A 21,991-nucleotide genomic window follows, 5' to 3' on the forward strand; every position below is an offset into this window, starting at 1 on the left:
GGAAACAGGCTGGTCTGGCTGCGAGACTCTCCTTGGATGTAAGCCATAACGAAAAATGCTCCGTATCTTTCGATACGGAGCATTTTCATTGAGCGCTGCGCAGATTGCTAGGTTTTCACACAGTCTGTTCGGGAGGCCTTTTTTATTGCCCGTGATTTCATTGGCGACGCACCACCCTGGAGCGGGCTTGCTCGCGAAGGCGTCTTGTCAGTCACCATATCCTTCAGTGACCGACCGCGCTCGCGAGCAAGCCCACTCCCACAAGGGATTTTTGGCGGGCAAATAATCTCTGGATATGTCCAGGGTTGGGCCTACCGCAGCACCTGGCCTATGCTGCAACCCATCGCGTTCATTCCCGGTCGATTTCATGGGTCGCTTCTTTCTCTCCATCCTGCTGCTGATCGCCGTTCCCGCCGCCGCGCAGATCTACAAGTACACCGATGCCAACGGCAACACGGTGTACAGCGATCATTCGCCGGACGGCGTCAAGGCACAGCCGGTTGACCTGCCGCCGCTCAACACAGTCGAGCCTCCGTCACCGAGCGCACCCGCCGCGCCCACTACCGACAACCCGAAGCCGTCGCGCAATGCCTATGACATTCTCGAACTCGCCGGCCTGCCCACCGAAGAAGCCCTGCGCGCCAACAACGGCACCTTCACCGTCAATGTGTTGATCAAGCCGCGCCTGCAGCCGCCGCACCAATTCAGGCTGGTCCTGGACGACGAGCCTTACGGCCAGCCCAGCAACGTACCCATCCTGCAACTGGTGAACATCAATCGTGGCGAGCATCGACTCGCGGTGCAGGTGATCGATGGTCAGACGATCATTCAGCAGAGCCCTCCAGTGACCTTCACCGTGCAGCGGGTGCACACGCCATGATCCGCGCATGGCTGATCGTTGTGTTGGCACTGACGGCACTGCAAGCCACGGCGGAGGTGTTCACCTACGTCGATGGCCAAGGCAATCGCGTCTACACCGACCAGCCACGCGGGAACGCCAGGAAGGTTCCATTGGCGACCAGCAATCGCATGCCCGCCAATCCGACCGGCGCAGCACCGATCACCCCCGCGAAAAAGCCCCCGGAGCAACCGCCATTTCATTACGACATGCTGCGTATTCTGGTGCCCGAGCCTGACGCAACCATCCGCAGCAGCGCCGGCGAATTGATCGTCAGTGTCACCAACGAGCCAGGCCTGCAAGCCGGCGATCGATATCGCCTGTTGCTGGATGGTCAGGCCGCCGGCGAGCCCGGCGTCAGCCCGGTTTTTCCGCTAAGCAACATCGACCGGGGCAGCCACAACCTGTCGGTGGAAATCCTGGATGCCGCGGGCCGCACCGTCGAGCGCACCGCCAACCAGCCTTTCCACATGCTGCGCATTTCGCTGGCACAGAAACGCCAGGTCAAACCCTGCACAAAAGACGATTACGGTGTGCGCCCGGAATGTCCGCTGAAAGACAAACCTGAAGAGCCGAAAAACCCCTTCCTGCGTTTCTTCTAACGCCATTGTGCTTTGCGCACTATATTGGTGCAAAAAACTGCACACTTCCCACTTTCCAACCCATTTTGGTTCGAAAGTACCCGCAAGAGCTGGCAAAGCGCCACGCAAACGAGCGTCAAACGCCCGTTTCAGGGGCTGAACGCTTCTTTTCGGAGCCTTGGTTTGGTTTTTGCATTTTCCATCCAAACACGCTTGTTTCTTGCGCACGCTCCGCCCCCAAAAGAGGCCTTGATGACTATTAGCGACGCAATCCCACGCTTGCTGCTCGACAACCTGACCACCGCCACCATTCTGCTCAATGCCCAATTGCGCCTTGAGTACATGAACCCGGCCGCGGAGATGCTGCTGGCCATCAGCGGGCAGCGCAGCCATGGCCAGTTCATCAGCGAGCTGTTCACCGAATCCACCGAGGCGCTCAATTCGTTGCGCCAGGCGGTCGAACAAGCGCACCCGTTCACCAAACGCGAAGCGATGCTCACCGCCCTCACCGGTCAGACCTTGACCGTGGATTATGCGGTGACGCCCATCCTCAGTAACGGCGCAACCCTGCTGCTGCTGGAAGTCCACCCGCGTGATCGCTTGCTGCGGATCACCAAGGAAGAGGCGCAAATTTCCAAGCAGGAAACCAGCAAGATGCTGGTGCGCGGCCTCGCCCACGAGATCAAGAACCCTCTGGGCGGCATCCGTGGCGCAGCGCAATTGCTGGCGCGCGAGCTGCCGGAAGACAGTCTGCGCGATTACACCAATGTGATCATTGAAGAGGCCGATCGCCTGCGCAATCTGGTCGACCGCATGCTCGGCTCCAACAAGCTGCCGTCGCTGGCCATGTGCAACGTCCACGAAGTCCTGGAGCGCGTCGGGCATCTGGTTGAAGCCGAAAGTCAGGGCTGCATCACGTTGGTGCGCGACTATGACCCAAGCATTCCGGACGTGTTGATCGACCGCGAACAAATGATTCAGGCGGTGCTGAACATCGTCCGCAACGCGATGCAGGCGATCAGCAGCCAGAACGAGTTGCGCCTGGGCCGCATCAGCCTGCGCACCCGTGCCATGCGCCAGTTCACCATCGGCCATATCCGCCATCGCCTGGTGACCAAGATCGAGATCATCGATAACGGCCCGGGCATTGCGGCGGAACTCCAGGAAACCATTTTCTTTCCCATGGTCAGCGGCCGCCCGGACGGTACCGGGCTGGGCCTGGCCATTACCCAGAACATCATCAGCCAGCACCAGGGCCTGATCGAGTGTGAAAGCCATCCAGGCCACACCACGTTCTCGATCTTTCTGCCACTGGAACAAGGAGCCACATCGACATGAGCCGTAGTGAAACCGTGTGGATCGTCGATGACGACCGTTCTATCCGTTGGGTTCTGGAAAAGGCCCTGCAGCAAGAAGGCATGACCACCCAGAGTTTCGACAGCGCCGACGGCGTGATGAGTCGTCTGGCCCGTCAGCAGCCGGACGTGATCATTTCCGACATCCGCATGCCGGGTGCCAGCGGCCTTGATCTGCTGGCGCGGATTCGCGAGCAGCACCCACGGTTGCCGGTCATCATCATGACCGCTCACTCCGATCTGGACAGCGCCGTTGCCTCCTATCAGGGCGGCGCGTTCGAATACTTGCCAAAGCCGTTCGACGTCGATGAAGCCGTATCGCTGGTCAAACGCGCCAATCAGCATGCGCAGGAACAACAAGGCCTTGAAGTCGTTCCTTCGCTGACCCGCACCCCGGAAATCATCGGCGAAGCGCCGGCGATGCAGGAAGTGTTTCGCGCCATCGGCCGCTTGAGCCACTCCAACATCACCGTGCTGATCAACGGCGAATCCGGCACCGGTAAAGAACTGGTGGCCCACGCCCTGCACCGTCACAGCCCGCGCGCGACCTCGCCGTTTATCGCGCTGAACATGGCGGCGATTCCCAAGGATCTGATGGAGTCCGAACTGTTCGGTCACGAGAAGGGTGCGTTCACCGGCGCGGCCAACCTTCGTCGCGGTCGTTTCGAACAGGCCGACGGCGGCACGCTGTTCCTTGATGAAATCGGCGACATGCCGGCCGACACCCAGACGCGCCTGCTGCGCGTTTTGGCCGACGGCGAGTTCTATCGCGTTGGCGGGCATGTGCCAGTCAAAGTCGACGTACGCATCATCGCCGCGACCCACCAGAATCTGGAAACCCTGGTCCACGCCGGAAAATTCCGTGAGGACTTGTTCCACCGCCTTAACGTGATCCGCATCCACATCCCGCGTCTGTCGGACCGTCGCGAAGACATCCCGACCCTGGCCAAGCACTTCCTCAGCCGCGCGGCACAGGAGTTGGCGGTCGAGCCGAAACTGCTGAAAAGCGAGACCGAGCAATACCTGAAAAACCTGCCGTGGGGCGGCAACGTGCGTCAGCTGGAAAACACCTGCCGCTGGATCACTGTCATGGCGTCCGGGCGCGAGGTGCACATCAGCGACCTGCCACCGGAACTGCTGAACTTGCCACAGGATTCGGCGCCGGTGACCAACTGGGAGCAAGCCCTGCGTCAGTGGGCCGATCAGGCGTTGGCGCGTGGCCAGTCGAACCTGCTCGACAGCGCGGTGCCGGCATTTGAGCGGATCATGATCGAGACGGCGTTGAAACATACCGCCGGGCGTCGTCGTGATGCCGCGGTGTTGCTGGGTTGGGGGCGTAATACCCTGACGCGCAAGATCAAGGAACTGGGGATGAAGGTCGATGGTGGGGATGATGATGAGGGAGACGAAGGCTGATCAGCCACGACCCAATGTGGGAGTGGGCTTGCTCCCACATTTAGCCCTCCATGCACCAACCTAATGCACTTGGACCCGTGATCGGGCATCGCAACCTGTTCAAAACACACCCAGAAAAAACTGAAAACCCCAAGCTGCAGAAGCATGAAAGCCCCGAATTACGGGGCTTTCATGCTTCTGGGGACTTTTTTTGTTTCCGAATACTGAAAACTGGCACGCCCCCTGCAATATCGCTTACAGGTGATTCGATTCACCACCCGTTTCGGGGACCTTGGTACAGGCAGGCCGGGGATTCCCCTCTTTACACCGGGCTCATACCACAACGGATGCGCCTACCCTTTTGGGATCCTTGGTACAGGCAGGCCGGGGGTTCCCTCTTTACAGCGGACCGACGCCAACAGCGAAGTCCACCTTTTTGGGAACCCTGATACAGGCAGGTCAGGGATTCCCGCTTTTACACCGCTGGCCCGGTTTCGGGGTCAATTGACCCTCGGACGCTTGGGTAAATGATGCAAGGGGTGGTTCTGCCGCCCAGGATCAAACGCCTTTAACTCCTTTTCCAGCCTGTCCAGCATCTGTCCGGGACTGACCTCCTCCTTTGCGATGCTTCTCAAGCGCGACTTTTCGACAGCGCCTGCCTTTTCGAATTGTTCAAGGAACGCCCAGACCCGGCGCTGTAACAGCTGACGCTCGACGAAGAATTCAGGCGTACGGCTCAGATTTCGAATCCGTTTGAACAGGTTGTTTTCAGAAATGGTATTCAACCTGTCCCAAAGCGCCAGCTTCTCTGGCACTTGCGCTTGCGGTACATGCCGCAGCCAGAGATCCGCCGACGTATCGACGCTCTCTACTCCCAACCAGATATCGGTGCCCGTTTGCCGACGGGCGAATATCAATCGCCTCAGGGACGCCGGGTCGGAGACAGGATTACCGGTTAAATTGAAGCCTGCTCTAAGCTCCACGGACTCGGGAATCGATCTGATTCGATTATTCGCGAGATTCAAAACTGTACGGGGAATTTCAGACGTAATGCCTTCCGGAAACGTGTCGATATCGGTGTTGGAAAGATCGAGCTCCTGCAACTTGCTCATTCCTTCCAGCGAAGGCGTTTCAAGCAGCGCGTTCTCGCCAAGTTTCAGCACTTGCAACCCTTTGGGGCCATTCTCGGCGCCGAGCCCGACAGGCAACTGGTTGATTCCGGTGTGCGTCAAATCCAATATCCGCAGCTCGGACATCCCGGTAACGTCAGGAGCATTGCGTATATAGGGATTTCGTTGAAGGTCCAGTACCTCTAACCGTGACCGCACGGCCAGTTCACTCAGTCCGCCGGGCAGGTCTAAAAGCCCTGTGTTACCTAGTTTCAACACGCGCAGTTGCGCCATACCGCGCACCGAAAAACCGTACCCGACGGTTTGACCTTCCAGGTTCAGCTCCTGCAAGCGTGGCAACTTTTTCAACTGTTCGATATCGGCTGGCGCTATGTGGCCCCATGGGTCACTCAGATCAGCGACTCGCAATGCCTTGAGCATCCCGACGCCGTCAGGTAGTCCATTCATCTGGCCTGACGCACGCAGCACTTCAACGTTGGGAAACGCTGCAAAGAAATCCTTAACGACCAGCGGCGAAGGACCTCTCAGAGTAAGAGAAACAACGGAATTGATCGGTGTGGAAAAAACTGGAGTCATTTGCATTGGCCATGCACTCAGATCGATATACGCCTTGAAGCCCACCATTCGCCCACCGCGATAGACTCGCCCCCAAGGGTCGAGAGAGTCGCCTTGCCACTTATACAGTTGAATCAGCTTGCTACTCATTAACAGTCGACTAGCGCGCTCAGCGCCGGGAGAATCCTTGAGCGCATCCGTCCAGACGCTTAATTCACGCTCCAGTTGCGGCAAACCCGATTGAATACGCTTGAGTTCCGCCTCTACCGTCTCCTTGTCACCAAACCGGGATACAAAGTCATCCGCCTGTCGATCAGACAGTTGCGCAAGGTATTGTTTGACTTGCGCTCGAAGGGTCGAGTCAACCACCTCGCGCGCATGCCAGAGGCCGCTGTCATTGTCGCGCACCAACTCCGGTCCCGAGGCATACCGTTCACGGGATAACCGGGCACGAACCGTTGCCTCGACCAGATCCATTGCGACAAGAACAGTGCCGCCCTCTGACAGATCGACGTAAGTTTGCTTGTTAAAAACCCTGATGCCTCTACTGTCGGCACCCGGAAGCATTACGCCTGCGTTGATCACGTAATTCTCCAGCAGCGGCGCGGCTGCCGGAGGACGGATGTCATCGGGAGCCATGTGTACAACGACGGCCGGCGCCGGGCGGATGGCATCAACGCTTGCATCCCCGGAAGAGCCGGCTCGCGGATGAGGATTATCGAGAGAAATACCCGAATTGGCGCCTCGGCGGCCCGATGGGCCGGGGAGCAAAGTGTCCGCCTGAACCGATCGGCTCGAGCTACCTGGATCATCCACGTGGGTACTGCCACCGCGAGGTGGTTTTACTGGCATGTTTTTCATCCTTGAAGAACTCGCCCTTGGCTTTCGCTCAAGGGACGAAGGTTCCGGCATCCTGCCGGTTTGAAAGAGAAGCGCACGATAGCGCGCACAGGGGATGAAGAAGAGCGGAAAGGCAGACTTGTGTGGTAGGAAACGGCATCAATCAGCGTGGGAGTGAACCAGCAGGACGGTAAGCCTCGGCTCAGTTCGCGTGCAGTCGAATCTCCAGCCGCCAGCGGTCATCGAACTTGCTGCCGGCCCATTCTGCTTGCAGCGGCCGCGCCGCCAGTACTGTCAGCAGCAGCCCACCGTCACTTGCTCGCGTACGCCAATTCACATCTTTGCCATTGAGCTTGAGCTGACCTTTCTGCGCGCGGCCTTCGGCCTGAAACAACAACGCCACCGCACCATCGACGATCTCGCCGTGCAACTTGGGCTCGTTGTTGAACCACACCACCAGGCCATCGTCGGTGACGTCAACCTGCTGCAGCACGCTCGGATCCGGCGTGGTCAGGCGACCGATCATCAAACCGATCATCAAACCGACAATCGCCAGCGAACCGATCACCCGCGGGAATAGTTTCGAACGCGGGTCCGCTTGCGGCGTAGAATGCGCGTCATCTTTACCTTCGGAGCCGTGCATGTTTCACGTCATCCTTTTTCAACCAGAAATTCCGCCGAATACCGGCAACGTTATCAGGCTGTGCGCCAACAGCGGCTGCCACCTGCATTTGATCGAACCGCTGGGCTTCGAGATGGACGACAAGCGCTTGCGCCGGGCCGGTCTCGACTACCACGAATATGCCACGCTGCAACGTCACGCCGACCTTGCCAGTTGCCTGGAGAGCCTGGGCAATCCACGCTTGTTCGCGTTCACCACCAAGGGTTCGCGGCCATTCCATGATGCCGCGTTCGTCCCGGGCGATGCGTTCATCTTCGGCCCGGAAAGCCGTGGCCTGCCGCCAGAGGTACTCGACGCCCTGCCCACCGAACAACGCCTGCGCCTGCCTATGCGCGAAGGCTGCCGCAGCCTGAACCTGTCCAACACCGTGGCAGTGGCCGTGTACGAAGCCTGGCGCCAGAACGGTTTCAAATAACACCGCAAAACAAATGTGGGAGCGGGCTTGCTCGCGAAGGGGCCGTATCAGCTGACATCAATGTCGCCTGACACACCGCTTTCGCGAGCAAGCCCGCTCCCACAAGGGTGTTGCTTAACCGTTTACTGAACGGTCGGGGCCTCGCCGCTTTCCTGCATGCGCTGCAGCTCTTGCGCGTACAGGGCGTCGAAGTTCACCGGAGCCAGCATCAGTGCCGGGAACGAACCACGGGTCACCAGGCTGTCCAGGGTTTCACGGGCGTACGGGAACAGGATGTTCGGGCAGAACGCACCCAGGGTGTGGCTCATCGAAGCCGGGTCCAGGTTCTTGATCAGGAAGATACCGGCCTGTTGCACTTCAGCGATGAAGGCCACTTCGTCGCCGTTTTTCACGGTCACCGACAGGGTCAGCACGACTTCAAAAAAATCGCCTTCCAGCTCTTTCTGGCGAGTGTTCAGATCCAGACCGACGCTCGGATCCCACTGCTGGCGGAAGATCGCCGGGCTTTTCGGGGCTTCGAATGACAGGTCGCGTACGTAGATGCGCTGCAAGGAAAATTGCGGTGCGGTTTCTTCTTCGCTGGCTGCAGTGTTCTGTTGGTCAGTCATCTCAGATCCTTATCGATCTTGGGTCTTTAGGGAGTGCTGTACGTGGGTGCAGCCGTTCAGGCCTTGAGCAGCGCGTCGAGCTTGCCCGCGCGTTCCAGGGCATACAAATCGTCACAACCGCCAATGTGCTTGCTGCCGATCCAGATCTGCGGCACGGACGTGCGCCCGGCCTTCTGGGTCATTTCGGCGCGCACCTGCGGCTTGCCATCGACCTTGATCTCTTTGAAGTCCACACCTTTGTTCGCCAGCAGATACTTGGCTCGCGAGCAGTAAGGGCAGTAATCGCTGGAGTAGACGATGACTTCACTCATATCACTTCACCAGCGGCAGGTTGTCGCCTTTCCAGCTGGAGATCCCGCCGGACAGCTTCGCGGCAGTGAAGCCGGATTTCATCAGCTCGCGAGCGTGGGTGCCAGCGGTCTGGCCCAGTGCGTCGACCAGAATGATGGTTTTGGCCTTGTGTTTTTCCAGCTCGCCGATGCGAGCAACCAGCTTGTCCTGGGGAATGTTGATCGCGCCAACGATATGGCCAGCGGCGTAATCTTTCGCCGGACGGATGTCCACCACCACGCCTGCATCTTTATTGACCAGCGCGGTCAGCTCGCCGGTGCTCAGGCTTTTACCGCCGCCCTGCATCGTGTGCACCAGCAGCAGAGCCAGCAGTACGACGAAGATACCGACAAGAATGTAGTGGTTAGTGGCAAATTCAATCAGGTGAGCAACCATCGAAGGAGGTTCCAGGGCGTTAAAATGTCGGCCAGTATACACAGCCACTATGGTGGGCCAAACCCCGTCCGGCGGTGACGCCGTCGGAACTTCGCTTTAAACTCCTACTCCCTTTTCCATCTCCCCCTTCTTTATTAGCCACGAGTGGATTCCATGACTACCACGCCTAAACCTTTGGTTCTGATGATTCTCGACGGCTTCGGTCACAGTGACAGCCACGAATCCAATGCCGTTTATGCGGCGAAAAAGCCTGTACTCGATCACCTGTGGGCCACCGTGCCAAACGGTTTGATCTCGGGCAGCGGCATGGACGTCGGCCTGCCGGACGGCCAGATGGGCAACTCCGAAGTCGGCCACATGAACCTCGGCGCCGGTCGCGTGGTGTATCAGGACTTCACCCGAGTGACCAAATCGATCCGCGACGGCGAGTTCTTCGAGAACCCGACCCTCTGCGCCGCTGTGGATAAAGCCGTGGCCGCCGGCAAAGCCGTGCATTTCATGGGCCTGCTGTCCGATGGCGGCGTACACAGCCATCAGGATCACCTGATCGCCATGGCCGAACTGGCCTTCAAGCGCGGCGCCGAAAAAATCTACCTGCACGCCTTCCTCGACGGCCGCGACACCCCGCCAAAAAGCGCCGCTTCGTCGATCGAACTGCTCGATGCGACGTTCAAAGCGCTCGGCAAGGGACGCATCGCCAGCATCGTCGGCCGCTACTTCGCCATGGACCGTGACAACCGCTGGGATCGTGTATCCCAGGCCTACAACCTGATCGTCGACGGCCACAGCGAATTCAACGCCGCGACCGCTCAACAAGGCCTGGAAGCGGCTTATGCGCGCGGCGAGAGCGACGAATTCGTCAAAGCCACCACCATTGGCGAGCCGGTGAAGGTCGAAGACGGCGACGCGATGGTATTCATGAACTTCCGTGCCGACCGCGCCCGCGAGCTGACCCGCGTGTTCGTGGAAGACGATTTCAAGGAATTCGAACGCGCCCGCCAACCCGAACTGGCCGGTTTCGTGATGCTGACCCAGTACGCCGCGAGCATCCCGGCACCGTCGGCTTTTGCTCCCGGCAGCCTGGAAAACGTGCTGGGCGACTACCTGGCGAAAAACGGTAAAACCCAACTGCGCATCGCTGAAACCGAAAAATACGCGCACGTGACCTTCTTCTTCTCCGGCGGTCGCGAAGAACCGTTTCCCGGCGAAGAGCGCATCCTGATTCCGTCGCCGAAAGTCGCCACATATGACCTGCAGCCGGAAATGAGTGCGCCGCAAGTCACCGATCGCATCGTCGACGCCATCGAAAACCAGCGTTACGACGTGATCGTGGTCAACTACGCCAACGGCGACATGGTCGGCCACAGCGGCGTGTTCGACGCGGCGGTGAAGGCAGTTGAATGCCTGGACACCTGCGTCGGGCGCATCGTCGAAGCGCTGGAAAAGGTCGGCGGCGAAGCATTGATCACTGCCGACCACGGCAACTGCGAAAAAATGTCCGACGAAGAAACCCACCAGGCACACACCGCGCACACCACCGAGCCGGTGCCGTTCATTTATGTCGGCAAGCGCGACCTCAAGGTCCGTGAAGGCGGCGTGCTGGCGGACGTAGCGCCGACCATGCTGAAACTGCTGGGCCTGGAAAAACCGGCTGAAATGACCGGTACTTCGATTCTGGTCTGACCCTCAACAACAAAACACCGCAAACCCCTGTGGGAGCGGGCAAGCCCGCTCCCACATTGGTTTTGCGCTATTTTCAATAGCGAATCGGCTCCAGTTATCACACAGCCCCAATTGGGCGTTTTTTTTGCAGCGTCGGGCGGGCATACTAGGCCGTCCCTTACCCTGGTACCGCCCGCCCCTATGCTTCGCGTCCTGATCGCCCTTGCTCTGACATGCCTGCTCCAAACGGCCTTCGCTGACGAGCGCGCGCAAACCCAACAGCAACTGGACGCCACGCGCCAGGACATTGCCGAGCTGAAAAAGCTGCTGGGCAAGCTCCAGGAAGAAAAATCCGGCGTGCAGAAAGAGCTCAAGGGCACCGAAACCGAGATGGGCAAGCTGCAGAAGCAGGTCGATGCCCTGCAAAAGGAACTGCGCAAGAGCGAATCCGAGCTGCAGCGGCTCGATGAGGAGAAAAAAAAACTCCAGAGCGCGCGCACTGAACAGCAGCGACTGATCGCGATCCAGGCCCGAGCGGCCTACCAGAACGGTCGCCAGGAATACCTCAAACTGCTGCTCAACCAGCAGAATCCCGAGAAATTCGCCCGTACCCTCACCTATTACGATTATCTGAGCCAGGCCCGCCTGGAGCAGTTGAAGAACTTCAACGAAACCCTGCGCCAACTGGCCAGTGTCGAAAAAGACATCGCCATGCAACAAGCGCAGTTGCTGGTACAGAAAAGCAGCCTCGACACCCAGCGCGAAGCGCTGGAAAAAGTCCGCAAGGAGCGCCAGCAAGTCCTCGCCAAACTCAACGACGACGTGAAAGCACGCGATCAGAAACTCGCCGCTCGCGAGCAAGATCAGGCAGACCTGTCTAAAGTCCTTAAAACCATTGAAGAAACCTTGGCCCGCCAGGCCCGTGAGGCAGAAGAGGCGCGACAAAAAGCGCTGATCGCCCAGCAGGAAGCGGAAAAAAAGCGTTTGCGTGAGGCGCAAGCTGAAAACAGCGATGCCCCACGCAAACCCGCCAGATCATCCTCCGGCCCTTTGGTGTCCAGCCGCGGCGAGACCTTTGGTGGCCCTTTTGCTGCAACCCGGGGAAAACTTCCTTGGCCGGTTGATGGTCGACTGCTGGCGCGCTTCGGTGAAAGCCGTGGCGATGATGCCCGCACCAAATGGGACGGCGTGATGATCAGCGCCTCCGCCGGCAGCCAGGTGCATGCCGTACATGGCGGGCGCGTGGTGTTCGCCGACTGGTTGCGCGGTGCCGGGCTGCTGGTGATCCTTGATCATGGCAACGGGTTTCTGAGTCTTTACGGTCACAACCAGACGCTGCTCAAGTCGGCCGGCGACGTGGTAAAAGCCGGTGAGTCCATCTCCACTGTGGGTAACAGTGGCGGCCAGGACACACCCGCACTGTATTTCGCAATTCGTCAGCAGGGTCACCCGAGTGATCCGGCGCAATGGTGCCGCGCGCAAGGATAGGCGTTGAGTCACCAACTTTAGGAGTTCGTTCGACATGCTGCATTTGTCCCGTCTTACCTCGCTGGCCCTGACGATCGCCCTGGTGATCGGCGCGCCTCTGGCGTTCGCCGCTCAGCCGGCCCCGGTCGTCGCTCCGGCAGGCACTGCCGCGACCTCCAAGGCACCGCTGCCGCTGGAAGAGTTGCGCACCTTTGCCGAGGTCATGGACCGGATCAAAGCTGCTTATGTCGAGCCGGTGGACGACAAGACGCTGCTGGAAAACGCCATCAAGGGCATGCTCAGCAATCTTGATCCGCACTCCGCCTATCTGGGTCCTGAAGACTTTACGGAATTGCAGGAAAGCACCAGCGGCGAATTCGGCGGTCTGGGTATCGAAGTCGGTTCCGAAGACGGTTTCATCAAAGTCGTCTCGCCTATCGACGACACGCCCGCCTCGAAGGCCGGTATCAAGGCCGGTGACTTCATCGTCAAGATCAACGGCCAGCCGACTCGCGGCCAGACCATGACCGAAGCCGTGGACAAGATGCGCGGCAAGATCGGCCAGAAAATCACCCTGACCCTGGTGCGCGACGGCGGGACGCCGTTCGACGTGACCCTGGCGCGCGCGGTGATTCAAGTGAAGAGCGTCAAGGCGCAGTTGCTGGAATCGGGCTACGGCTACATTCGCATCACCCAATTCCAGGTCAAGACCGGCGAAGAGGTTTCCAAGGCCCTGATCAAGATGCGCAAGGACAATGGCAAGAAGCTCAGCGGTATCGTTCTTGACCTGCGTAACAACCCCGGTGGCGTGCTGCAGGCGGCGGTGGAAGTGGTCGACCACTTCATCACCAAAGGCCTGATCGTCTACACCAAAGGCCGGATCGCCAACTCCGAACTGCGCTTCTCCGCCACAGGCAAGGACGAAAGCGAAGCGGTGCCGATGGTCGTGCTGATCAACGGTGGCAGCGCCTCGGCCTCGGAAATCGTCGCCGGCGCGCTGCAGGATCAGAAACGCGCCGTGATCATGGGCACCACCAGTTTCGGCAAAGGTTCGGTACAGACCGTACTGCCGCTGAACAACGACCGCGCGCTGAAGATCACCACTGCCCTGTACTACACGCCAAACGGCCGCTCGATCCAGGCTCAGGGCATCGTCCCGGACATCGAAGTGCGCAAGGCGAAGATCACCAATGAGGCGGATGGCGATTACTTCAAGGAAGCCGATCTGCAAGGCCACTTGAGCAACGGTAACGGCGGCGCCGACAAACCGACCAAATCCGGCACAAAAGCCAAGGCCATGCCGCAGGATGACGATTATCAGTTGGCCCAGGCCCTGAGCCTGCTCAAAGGCCTGAGCATTACGTCCGGCCGTTGAGGATGTCTTTGCGTTTCGTCTTCGTCCTGTTGTGCTGTCTGGCGGGCGCTGTGCAAGCAGAGCCCGCCAGCTCAACGCCTCACAAAGCCTACCTGACACTGATCATCGACGATCTGGGGCAAAACCTGCCCCGGGATCGCCGTGTGCTTGCGCTACCCGGCCCGGTGACCACCGCGATCATGCCCGACACGCCGCATGCCACCGAGTTTGCCCGCGAAGCCCATCGCGCCGGCAAGATCGTTATCCTGCACATGCCCATGGATCCCGCGACCGGACCCTACGCCTGGCTTCCGGAACTGCCTATCGAAGAACTTGAGAAACGCCTGAACGCCGCTTTCAAAAAGGTCCCTTACGCGGTCGGCATCAATAACCACATGGGTAGCCGCATGACATCCCAACCGGCGGCGATGGCGTGGTTGATGGGCGAGTTGCAGCGCCGGCACAAATTCTTCGTCGACAGTCGCACCAGCGCGCAGACAGTGGCCGCACAACAAGCACAGAAGATTGATCTGGCGAGTGTTTCGCGGGATGTATTCCTCGATGACGAACGCACTGAAGCGGCGATCTTCACGCAGTTGCAGACTGCGATCACCCTGGCCCGCAAGCAGGGCTCGGCCGTCATGATCGGCCACCCTTATCCACAGACCCTCGCTGTGCTGGAGCGCGAGCTGCCCAAACTCGCAGCTCAGGGCATCGAGTGGATCGACATCAAGCAGATGATCAGTGTGCGCAGTAACCGCGCCATGGTCGGCCATGGCAAAGACGGCATTTATCGGTAACACCCTGATACGTTGCTCAATACATAGTTACCGCCAGACACTTGACCCAATTCCCGATAGTGAGACCTGCAACAGGTCGCGACTCCGCTGAGTCGCCTTTCTACTTTCAGGATTGACTATGACGACCCACGAACCAATCCCCTCGCCCGCAGGGCAGGTTGACTCCATAAAGATCGATAACCTTCTGATCAACTTCACGACGGAGTTTCTCCGTGTCTGGGATACCGCCGGTTTGCGTACAAAACCGGCCGCGTTCTGGCACCCCACTCCGGCACCCGATCTACTGCCAGGCTATTTCCCCTTGGGCGATGTCGCCGCTGCCGGCCATGGCAACATCAACGGAAAAAGAGTGGTGGTTGTGGCTCGCGAAGCTGACACACCCAGCGCTGACCCCACCAAAGGCAAGGCACTGCGCCGCCCCGACGATTTCGAGTTGATCTGGAAAGATGCAGGTTCAAGATCGAAGAAAGACCTCTCGATTTGGCGACCGATCCCCCCCGAAGGCTACGTGGCGCTGGGTTCGGTCTGTTCAAACGACCACGAAAAACCTTCGTTCAACGCTGTTCGTTGTGTCCGCGCCGACCTGGTGATCGCGTCAGCGACCAGCGAACTGGCATGGAACGACAAGGGGAGCGGTGCACGACAAAGCATCAGCGCCTGGCATGCCGTTCCGCCAACCGCCGCAACAGGTGAAATCCACCTGGCCCCCGGCACCTTTGTGGGATTTTCCGGTTACTCAAAACCCGAGAATTTCCTCGTCTACTCGCTACGCATGCAGATCCCGATCAAGGTCAATCCGAAGCCTGTGGCGCCGCTGCTTTGCGGGGAAGTACCGACCCTGCCGGAGGCACCGGATCAGCCTACATACATCGCCGAACTTCCGTGGTTCACGATAAAAGACCCGTTGCTGTCGCCACTCGAGCAGCTAAGCAGATCGCCTTTGTATCTTCTGGAGCGCACGGATCAGTATTTGCTCGTCGGCCATGCCCACAACGCCGAAAACGAGAGCAGAACGTTCAGGTGGGTAGCGCCTCGTGCGCAGCGAGCGGGAAGCCTGCGGTCATTCACCTACAACACCTCTGTCGAATTTGGTGCTCAATGGCAAACCAACTTGCCCAACCCGTTCCTGTTTTCGGCAAGGCTGAACCATGATTTCACCCAGTGCGAAATACACTCGAACGAATGGCTCAACGCAGCCGCCATTGACGTTGTAGCGGTTGTGGACAAACAAAAGTCCGTGGCGATTTACCTGATTCAGAGCGATTACAGACTGCTGCGTACCGATGGCACACCGGTGACCAGTGGTTTCAGTTACACCGATGGCAACAGCTTGCACATCAGCCAGTACGTACCTGAAAAGCCTGAAGTCATTGTCGTTCCCGAGCAGGAACCAGAAGCGGAAATGACCATCGACACTCAGGCAACAAACGACGAACCCGCCGCCCTGTTACCCGAGCCAGAATTGCCGACGGCTACAGATACCGCGCCATGATGTCGTCCACCACGCCTTCTTTGCGCAGTTGGTCCAGTGCGGCCTGAAGCCTGGCAACGACTTCGTCCGAGACATCTTTGTTCAATGCCAGATACAACTGCGCACTGTTGAAGCGCAGCACGGTCTTGAGTCCGCTCACACCATCCTGCCGCGCCAGATAACGCCCGGCAGGATCACCCGTAGCCCACAGGTCGATCTGGCCGCTGACCAGCTTCTTGGCGTTGTCCTGATCGCGCAGTACGACCACCGGCTTCAAGCCTTGTTTGGTCAACGTCTCGGCAATCGCGTCGCCCTTGTAGGCGCCGATCTTGTACTTGCGTGCGTCATTGAGCGTTTCGAGGGTGATCTTGCTGTCAGCCTTGGCCAACAGGATCCAGTCGTCGGGGCCGATCGGGCCGACCCATTTGAAGAGCCTCTCGCGATCCGGCAGTCGCGCCATCACGAAGGCACCGTATCCGGGATTTTCCAGCGCCAGTTTGTACACTCGCTCCCAAGGGAAGCGCAGGGTCAGGCTGTAAGTAATGCCGGCACGCTGGAACATCTCGCGCACGATATCGGTAGCGATACCGTTGATGTTCTCGCCCTGGGCGAAGTTCTTGCCGTTCTTCGCCATGTTGTACGGCGGGAAGTTTTCGGTGAGAAGCACCAGATCGGTATCAGGACTGGTTTCGGCCCGGGCCGGGCTGAGCAACAACACAGAGGCACTGGCGAGAACAAGAAGCAGGCGTTTGATCATGTCGGGCTACCGGAATCCATGGCGTGCCCAAGAGTGCCTTGGGTACGCCATGGTGTCCACTGGCCTGTACCGATTTTGGCGCTTAGCGCATCACGATGGCGCGATGAGCCATATACGCCTTGGCTTCCTGCACGGTGTATTCGCCGAAGTGGAAAATACTCGCCGCCAGCACCGCGCTGGCGTGGCCTTCAATAATGCCGTCGGCCAGATGCTGCAGGTTGCCGACGCCGCCGGAAGCGATCACCGGAATACCCAGTGCATCGCTGATGGCACGGGTCACGCCGAGGTCAAAGCCGTTTTTCATGCCGTCCTGATCCATGCTGGTCAGCAGGATCTCGCCGGCACCCAGGCCTTCCATTTTCTTCGCCCACTCGACCGCGTCGAGACCGGTCGGCTTGCGACCGCCGTGGGTGAAGATCTCCCAGCGCGGGGTTTCACCCGGGCCAGAAACCTTCTTGGCGTCAATGGCGACGACGATGCACTGCGAGCCGAAATGCTGCGCGGCTTCGCCGACGAACTCCGGGTTGAACACCGCCGCGGTATTGATCGACACCTTGTCGGCACCGGCGTTGAGCAGGTTGCGGATGTCCTGCACGGTACGCACGCCACCGCCGACGGTCAGCGGGATGAACACCTGGCTGGCCATGCGTTCGACGGTATGCAGCGTGGTGTCGCGACCATCGACGCTGGCGGTGATGTCGAGAAAGGTAATCTCGTCGGCACCCTGCTCGTCATAGCGACGGGCAATTTCCACCGGGTCACCGGCATCGCGGATGTTTTCGAACTTCACACCTTTGACGACCCGGCCGTTGTCCACGTCCAGGCAAGGGATGATGCGTTTGGCCAGCGCCATGGTCAGTCCTCAGCCTTGGTACGAATCGCAGAAAGCTTGCGCTTGGGCGACGTCGAGGGTGCCTTCGTAGATCGCCCGGCCAGTGATGGCGCCGATGATACCTGGCGCCTTGGCGTCGAGCAGCGACTTGATGTCACCCAGATTGTGAATGCCGCCGGACGCGATCACCGGGATCTTGGTAGCGGCAGCCAGCGCAGCGGTAAACGGTACGTTGCAGCCCTGCATCATGCCGTCTTTGGCGATGTCGGTATAAACGATCGAGGACACGCCGTCGGCTTCAAACTGCTTGGCCAGATCGATGACCTGGACGGTGCTGATTTCAGCCCAGCCATCGGTGGCAACAAAACCGTCTTTGGCGTCCAGACCAACGATGATCTTGCCCGGGAACGCTCGGCAGGCTTGAGCGACGAACGCCGGATCTTTAACGGCTTTGGTGCCGATGATCACGTAGCTCACGCCCGCCTTGACGTAGTGTTCGATGGTTTCCAGCGAACGGATGCCGCCACCGATCTGGATCGGCAGGTTCGGGTAGCGCTTGGCGATGGCGGTGACCACTTCGCCATTGACTGGCTGGCCTTCGAACGCGCCATTGAGATCGACCAGATGCAGACGACGGCAACCGCCCTCCACCCACTTGGCAGCCATGCTCACCGGGTCATCGGAGAACACTGTGGAATCTTCCATGCGGCCCTGGCGCAGACGTACGCAGGCACCGTCTTTAAGATCGATAGCGGGAATAATCAGCATCTGGCAAACCTTCAAATTTGAATGTTCAGCTTGGCTCGGAAATCAGTTTTTCTCGAGCGCCCACAGGTCGCTTTCGATGCTTTCAAACCGCTCTTTGAGGTGGGTCTGCACATCGAAAATCGCCCTGTTGTAATAATGCGGAGCGATTTCGCGGGTAAACAGCTCAAGAATCTCCGCCGCTTCGAATGACCCGAGGTCAAGTTCGAAACGATCCTCCATGAACCGCTTGATCTTGTGACTGGCCTCGCTCTCCTGCTCGGGAGTGAGGGTCAGGATCGGCGGTTTGGATTTCTTGACGGCCATTTACCAGCGACCATCCCACGCGGCGAAGTTCTGCAGCAATTGCAGGCCATGGGTATGGCTCTTCTCCGGGTGGAACTGCACAGCGAAACGCGAGCCATCGGCCAGCGCCGCAGCGAAATCAACGCCGTAATGACCGCCACCGACCACCTGCCGCGCATTGGCGGCGGCGATGTAGTAGCTGTGCACGAAGTAGAAACGCGCCATGTCCGGAATGTCATGCCACAGCGGGTGGCTGACCTTCTGCTTCACTTCGTTCCAGCCCATGTGCGGGACTTTCAGGTGTTCGCCGTCTTCGTGCAGGTCTTTGCCGAAGAACTTCACCGCCCCCGGAAACAGGCCGATGCAGTCGACGCCGTCGTTCTCTTCGCTGGTGTCGAGCAAGGCTTGCATGCCGACACAGATACCGAGGAACGGACGATCCTGACTGACTTCACGCACCAGCGAGTCGAACCCCAGACGACGGATCTCCGCCATGCAATCGCGAATCGCGCCGACGCCGGGGAACACCACGCGGTCGGCTTCGCGGATCACATCCGCATCGCTGGTGATCAGCACTTTGCCGGCACCGACGTGCTCAAGGGCCTTGGCCACCGAGTGCAGGTTACCCATGCCGTAATCGATCACTGCAACCGTCTGCATTACAGAACGCCTTTGGTCGATGGCATCTGCCCGGCCATGCGCTCATCCAGCTCGACGGCCATGCGCAGCGCGCGGCCGAAAGCCTTGAACACGGTTTCGATCTGGTGGTGAGTGTTGGTGCCACGCAGGTTGTCGATGTGCACACTGACCAATGCGTGATTGACGAAACCCTGGAAGAACTCCTGAAACAGGTCAACGTCGAAGCCGCCGACGGTGGCGCGGGTGTATGGCACATGCATCTGCAAGCCTGGACGGCCGGAGAAGTCGATCACCACACGCGACAGCGCTTCATCGAGCGGCACGTAGGCATGGCCGTAACGACGGATGCCTTTTTTGTCGCCGATGGCTTTGGCGAAGGCCTGGCCGAGGGTGATACCGACGTCTTCCACCGTATGGTGGTCGTCGATATGCAGATCGCCCTTGCATTCGATATCCAGGTCGATCAACCCGTGACGGGCGATCTGATCCAGCATGTGCTCAAGAAAAGGAACACCGATATCAAATCGGGCCTTTCCGGTGCCATCAAGGTTGATCGAGGCTTTGATCTGGGTTTCCAGAGTGTCGCGCTCGACAGACGCCTTACGTTCGGCCATCACCAGCTCCGCAAAATCATTGGGCGAAAAAGGCAGCCATTATAGGGGCGCGGGGCCGAAACAGAAACACGAGACGCAATATGGCTGACGGATAGAATCCCCGGCTGTCGCGGGTAGACATGTCCATACAAGCCATTGCAGGCCCCCCAAAACAACTGTGGGAGCGGGCTTGCTCGCGAAAGCGCTGGATCAGCCGACATTGATGTCGACGGACAGAACGCCTTCGCGAGCAAACCCGCTCCCACAGAAGTAAGTGCTGGCCTGAGAGATCTCAGGCCATTGACTCAGTGAAACAGTACCGCTGTCTTCTGCAGGGTCACCCACACACCCCACGCCAACGGAATACCTACCGCCAGCCACGCAGCAATCGCCAGCGGCTTGCTGCCCGGGGCGGCCTTCCACTCCAGAACGGTGGTCCCATCAGCACCTTTGTCGTGACCCAGCGCCTGTTCGGCAGCCAGTTCGGCGTCGGACATGAAGTACTTGTCGGCCACCGGGCGCACCATCAGATTGCACAGGAAGCCCAAGACCAACAGGCCTGCGAGGATGTACAGGGTAATGTCGTAAGCGGCCGCGCGTTCAACGCCGATGCTCAACTGATACTCACGCAGGTAGTTCACCAGCACCGGGCCGAGTACACCGGCCGCAGCCCAGGCAGTCAGCAGACGACCGTGGATCGCACCGACCATTTGCGTGCCGAACAGGTCGGCCAGATACGCGGGGACGGTCGCGAAACCACCGCCGTACATCGACAGAATGATGCAGAACGCCGCCACGAACAGCGCAACGTTGCCCAGGTGGCCGAGGTTGGGGATCAGCGCGTACAGCGCAAAACCGAGGGCGAAGAACACGAAGTAAGTGTTCTTGCGACCCAGGTAGTCCGAGAACGAAGCCCAGAAGAACCGGCCGCCGATGTTGAACAGGCTCAGCAGACCGGTGAAACCGGCAGCAATCGCGGCAATCGAAGCCAGTTGCCCGGCGTCCAGTTGACCAAACGGCACGTCAACACCCAGCAACTTGCCGCCGAACACTTCCTGCAGCAGCGGCGAAGCCATGCCGAGGATGCCGATACCGGCCGACACGTTCAGGCACAGCACCAGCCACACCAAACGGAATTGCGGGGTTTTCCACGCCACATTCACATGTACGTGACGGTGGGTGATCATCGAGTTGGAGGCTTTTTTCGCCGGAGCGGTCCAGCCTTCAGGCTTCCAGCCGGTTGGCGGTACGCGGTAGGCCAGGGCGCCACCGATCATGAACACGAAGTAGATCGCTGCCATGACCGCAAAGCTCTGCCACACACCGACACTTTCAGGCGAGGCGAAGTGACTCATCAGTGCCGTTGCCAACGGTGCACCCACCATCGCGCCACCACCGAAACCCATGATCGCCATGCCAGTCGCCATGCCGCGCTTGTCCGGGAACCACTTGATCAGGGTCGACACTGGCGAGATATAGCCCAGACCCAGGCCGATACCACCGATCACACCGGAGCCGATCCACATCAGCCAGATCTGGTGGGTATAGATACCCAGCGCCGAAATCAGCAGACCGCCGCACCAGCACAACGCCGATACAACACCCGCCTTGCGCGGCCCGGCGTGTTCAAGCCAGCCACCCCAGATCGCTGCCGAGCAGCCGAGGAAGATGAAGAACAGGGTGTAGATCCAGCCGAGCATCGAGATCGGCCAGTCGCATTGCGAGGAAAAAACTTGTGCGATGAAGCTCATGTCCGGTGCGCAAGCCACCGGAGCGGTAATGCCCAGCGCCTTGGACAGCGGCAACCAGAACACCGAAAAGCCGTAGGCCATGCCGATGCACAGGTGGATGGCCAAGGCGGCCGGTGGCACCAGCCAGCGGTTGAAACCGGGCTTGGCGATGATGCGCTCCTTGGACAGGAACGCGGGCTGGTCGGCTTTGAAGCCGTCCGCCGTTATGCTCGTGCTCATTGTGTATCCCCCAATTATTAGAATGGTTCGCCAGCCACTGCTCACCCTCGGCCTTATGCACGCAGGCACGACCGTTTTTTAAGGTGAAGCTCCCTGAAGGCGCGACGTTAAGTCGCAGAAGGACGGACGAACGCGCGAAGGTTACCATTTGCAGATGACAGAAAAACCAAACTGATATCACCTTTTTTCAGTTGTCTGATCTCTTGCACAA

The 21,991-nt window shown here is 59.2% G+C and carries 22 protein-coding genes; 10 read left to right on the plus strand and 12 right to left on the minus strand.

Annotation, left to right across the window (positions count from 1 at the left end):
- Window positions 1-367 precede the first annotated feature (367 nt).
- The 4 genes from AACY50_RS02855 to ntrC all read left to right on the plus strand — a co-directional run bounded on the left by AACY50_RS02855 (window position 368) and on the right by ntrC (window position 4,250).
- Window positions 368-880: a DUF4124 domain-containing protein gene (locus tag AACY50_RS02855; RefSeq protein ID WP_339432993.1), complete on the plus strand. Its 513-nt coding sequence runs from the start codon at window positions 368-370 to the stop codon at window positions 878-880.
- Window positions 877-1,500 carry a DUF4124 domain-containing protein gene (locus AACY50_RS02860; protein WP_339432994.1) on the plus strand — a complete coding sequence of 208 codons (624 nt, stop codon included), beginning with the start codon at window positions 877-879 and terminating at the stop codon, window positions 1,498-1,500. The genes AACY50_RS02855 and AACY50_RS02860 overlap by 4 nt, the downstream gene beginning before the upstream one ends.
- Window positions 1,501-1,731: 231 nt before the next feature.
- Window positions 1,732-2,817, plus strand: a complete 1,086-nt coding sequence (gene glnL, locus AACY50_RS02865) for a nitrogen regulation protein NR(II) (RefSeq protein ID WP_339432995.1) — start codon at window positions 1,732-1,734, stop codon at window positions 2,815-2,817.
- A complete protein-coding gene (gene ntrC / locus AACY50_RS02870) occupies window positions 2,814-4,250 on the plus strand; it encodes a nitrogen regulation protein NR(I) (protein WP_339432996.1) in 1,437 nt (478 codons plus the stop codon). The genes glnL and ntrC overlap by 4 nt, the downstream gene beginning before the upstream one ends.
- A gap of 479 nt (window positions 4,251-4,729) precedes the next feature.
- Here the strand turns inward: ntrC and AACY50_RS02875 are convergent, their stop codons facing one another.
- Together AACY50_RS02875 and AACY50_RS02880 are read right to left on the minus strand one after the other, a co-directional pair.
- Complete coding sequence (locus AACY50_RS02875) at window positions 4,730-6,553, minus strand: leucine-rich repeat domain-containing protein (RefSeq protein ID WP_339538124.1); 1,824 nt, start codon at window positions 6,551-6,553, stop codon at window positions 4,730-4,732.
- 403 nt (window positions 6,554-6,956) lie between these two features.
- Window positions 6,957-7,397 (minus strand): hypothetical protein, encoded by a 441-nt coding sequence (locus tag AACY50_RS02880; protein ID WP_339433525.1) that lies wholly within the window; start codon window positions 7,395-7,397, stop codon window positions 6,957-6,959.
- On the opposite strand from AACY50_RS02880, the gene AACY50_RS02885 reads away from it, so the two are divergent.
- On the plus strand, window positions 7,396-7,851 hold the full coding sequence (locus AACY50_RS02885; protein ID WP_339433526.1) for a tRNA (cytidine(34)-2'-O)-methyltransferase: 456 nt from the start codon (window positions 7,396-7,398) through the stop codon (window positions 7,849-7,851). The two genes, AACY50_RS02880 and AACY50_RS02885, sit on opposite strands and share 2 nt — an antisense overlap.
- A 122-nt stretch (window positions 7,852-7,973) precedes the next feature.
- Here AACY50_RS02885 and secB read toward each other — a convergent pair whose 3' ends face one another.
- From secB to AACY50_RS02900, 3 genes are read right to left on the minus strand one after another with little or no spacing between them, the layout of a single operon-like run.
- A complete protein-coding gene (secB, locus tag AACY50_RS02890) occupies window positions 7,974-8,459 on the minus strand; it encodes a protein-export chaperone SecB (protein ID WP_339433527.1) in 486 nt (161 codons plus the stop codon).
- A 56-nt stretch (window positions 8,460-8,515) separates the two neighbouring features.
- Complete coding sequence (grxC, locus tag AACY50_RS02895; protein ID WP_339433528.1) at window positions 8,516-8,770, minus strand: glutaredoxin 3; 255 nt, start codon at window positions 8,768-8,770, stop codon at window positions 8,516-8,518.
- A 1-nt stretch (window position 8,771) separates the two neighbouring features.
- Window positions 8,772-9,185 carry a rhodanese-like domain-containing protein gene (locus tag AACY50_RS02900; RefSeq protein WP_339433529.1) on the minus strand — a complete coding sequence of 138 codons (414 nt, stop codon included), beginning with the start codon at window positions 9,183-9,185 and terminating at the stop codon, window positions 8,772-8,774.
- A gap of 153 nt (window positions 9,186-9,338) precedes the next feature.
- Between AACY50_RS02900 and gpmI the strand changes: the two genes are divergently transcribed.
- The 5 genes from gpmI to AACY50_RS02925 all read left to right on the plus strand — a co-directional run bounded on the left by gpmI (window position 9,339) and on the right by AACY50_RS02925 (window position 15,960).
- Window positions 9,339-10,868: a 2,3-bisphosphoglycerate-independent phosphoglycerate mutase gene (gene gpmI / locus AACY50_RS02905; protein WP_339433530.1), complete on the plus strand. Its 1,530-nt coding sequence runs from the start codon at window positions 9,339-9,341 to the stop codon at window positions 10,866-10,868.
- Window positions 10,869-11,048: 180 nt separating this feature from the next.
- Window positions 11,049-12,335: a murein hydrolase activator EnvC family protein gene (locus tag AACY50_RS02910; RefSeq protein ID WP_339538125.1), complete on the plus strand. Its 1,287-nt coding sequence runs from the start codon at window positions 11,049-11,051 to the stop codon at window positions 12,333-12,335.
- Between the two features lie 34 nt (window positions 12,336-12,369).
- Entirely contained in the window at window positions 12,370-13,689 is a 1,320-nt protein-coding gene (locus tag AACY50_RS02915; protein WP_339433532.1) for a S41 family peptidase, read from the plus strand.
- 2 nt (window positions 13,690-13,691) lie between these two features.
- On the plus strand, window positions 13,692-14,468 hold the full coding sequence (locus AACY50_RS02920) for a divergent polysaccharide deacetylase family protein (RefSeq protein ID WP_339538126.1): 777 nt from the start codon (window positions 13,692-13,694) through the stop codon (window positions 14,466-14,468).
- Between the two features lie 118 nt (window positions 14,469-14,586).
- Entirely contained in the window at window positions 14,587-15,960 is a 1,374-nt protein-coding gene (locus AACY50_RS02925; protein ID WP_339538127.1) for a Vps62-related protein, read from the plus strand.
- Here AACY50_RS02925 and AACY50_RS02930 read toward each other — a convergent pair.
- From AACY50_RS02930 to AACY50_RS02960, 7 genes are all read right to left on the minus strand, one after another.
- Window positions 15,941-16,696, minus strand: a complete 756-nt coding sequence (locus AACY50_RS02930) for a substrate-binding periplasmic protein (RefSeq protein WP_339433535.1) — start codon at window positions 16,694-16,696, stop codon at window positions 15,941-15,943. The genes AACY50_RS02925 and AACY50_RS02930 overlap by 20 nt on opposite strands.
- Before the next feature lie 82 nt (window positions 16,697-16,778).
- On the minus strand, window positions 16,779-17,549 hold the full coding sequence (hisF, locus tag AACY50_RS02935; protein ID WP_095058287.1) for an imidazole glycerol phosphate synthase subunit HisF: 771 nt from the start codon (window positions 17,547-17,549) through the stop codon (window positions 16,779-16,781).
- A gap of 9 nt (window positions 17,550-17,558) precedes the next feature.
- On the minus strand, window positions 17,559-18,296 hold the full coding sequence (gene hisA / locus AACY50_RS02940) for a 1-(5-phosphoribosyl)-5-[(5-phosphoribosylamino)methylideneamino]imidazole-4-carboxamide isomerase (protein WP_339433536.1): 738 nt from the start codon (window positions 18,294-18,296) through the stop codon (window positions 17,559-17,561).
- A gap of 42 nt (window positions 18,297-18,338) precedes the next feature.
- Window positions 18,339-18,599 (minus strand): DUF2164 domain-containing protein, encoded by a 261-nt coding sequence (locus AACY50_RS02945; RefSeq protein ID WP_221733149.1) that lies wholly within the window; start codon window positions 18,597-18,599, stop codon window positions 18,339-18,341.
- Window positions 18,600-19,238 (minus strand): imidazole glycerol phosphate synthase subunit HisH, encoded by a 639-nt coding sequence (gene hisH / locus AACY50_RS02950; protein WP_025110934.1) that lies wholly within the window; start codon window positions 19,236-19,238, stop codon window positions 18,600-18,602.
- Window positions 19,238-19,831, minus strand: coding sequence for an imidazoleglycerol-phosphate dehydratase HisB (hisB, locus tag AACY50_RS02955; protein WP_016772125.1), 594 nt, complete (start codon window positions 19,829-19,831; stop codon window positions 19,238-19,240). The genes hisH and hisB overlap by 1 nt, the downstream gene beginning before the upstream one ends.
- Window positions 19,832-20,115: 284 nt before the next feature.
- Window positions 20,116-21,780 carry an OFA family MFS transporter gene (locus tag AACY50_RS02960; RefSeq protein WP_339433538.1) on the minus strand — a complete coding sequence of 555 codons (1,665 nt, stop codon included), beginning with the start codon at window positions 21,778-21,780 and terminating at the stop codon, window positions 20,116-20,118.
- Window positions 21,781-21,991 lie beyond the last annotated feature (211 nt).

The organism is Pseudomonas sp. RA_15y_Pfl2_54 (genome assembly GCF_963971015.1).
Classification (GTDB): Bacteria; Pseudomonadota; Gammaproteobacteria; order Pseudomonadales; family Pseudomonadaceae; genus Aquipseudomonas; species Aquipseudomonas baetica_A.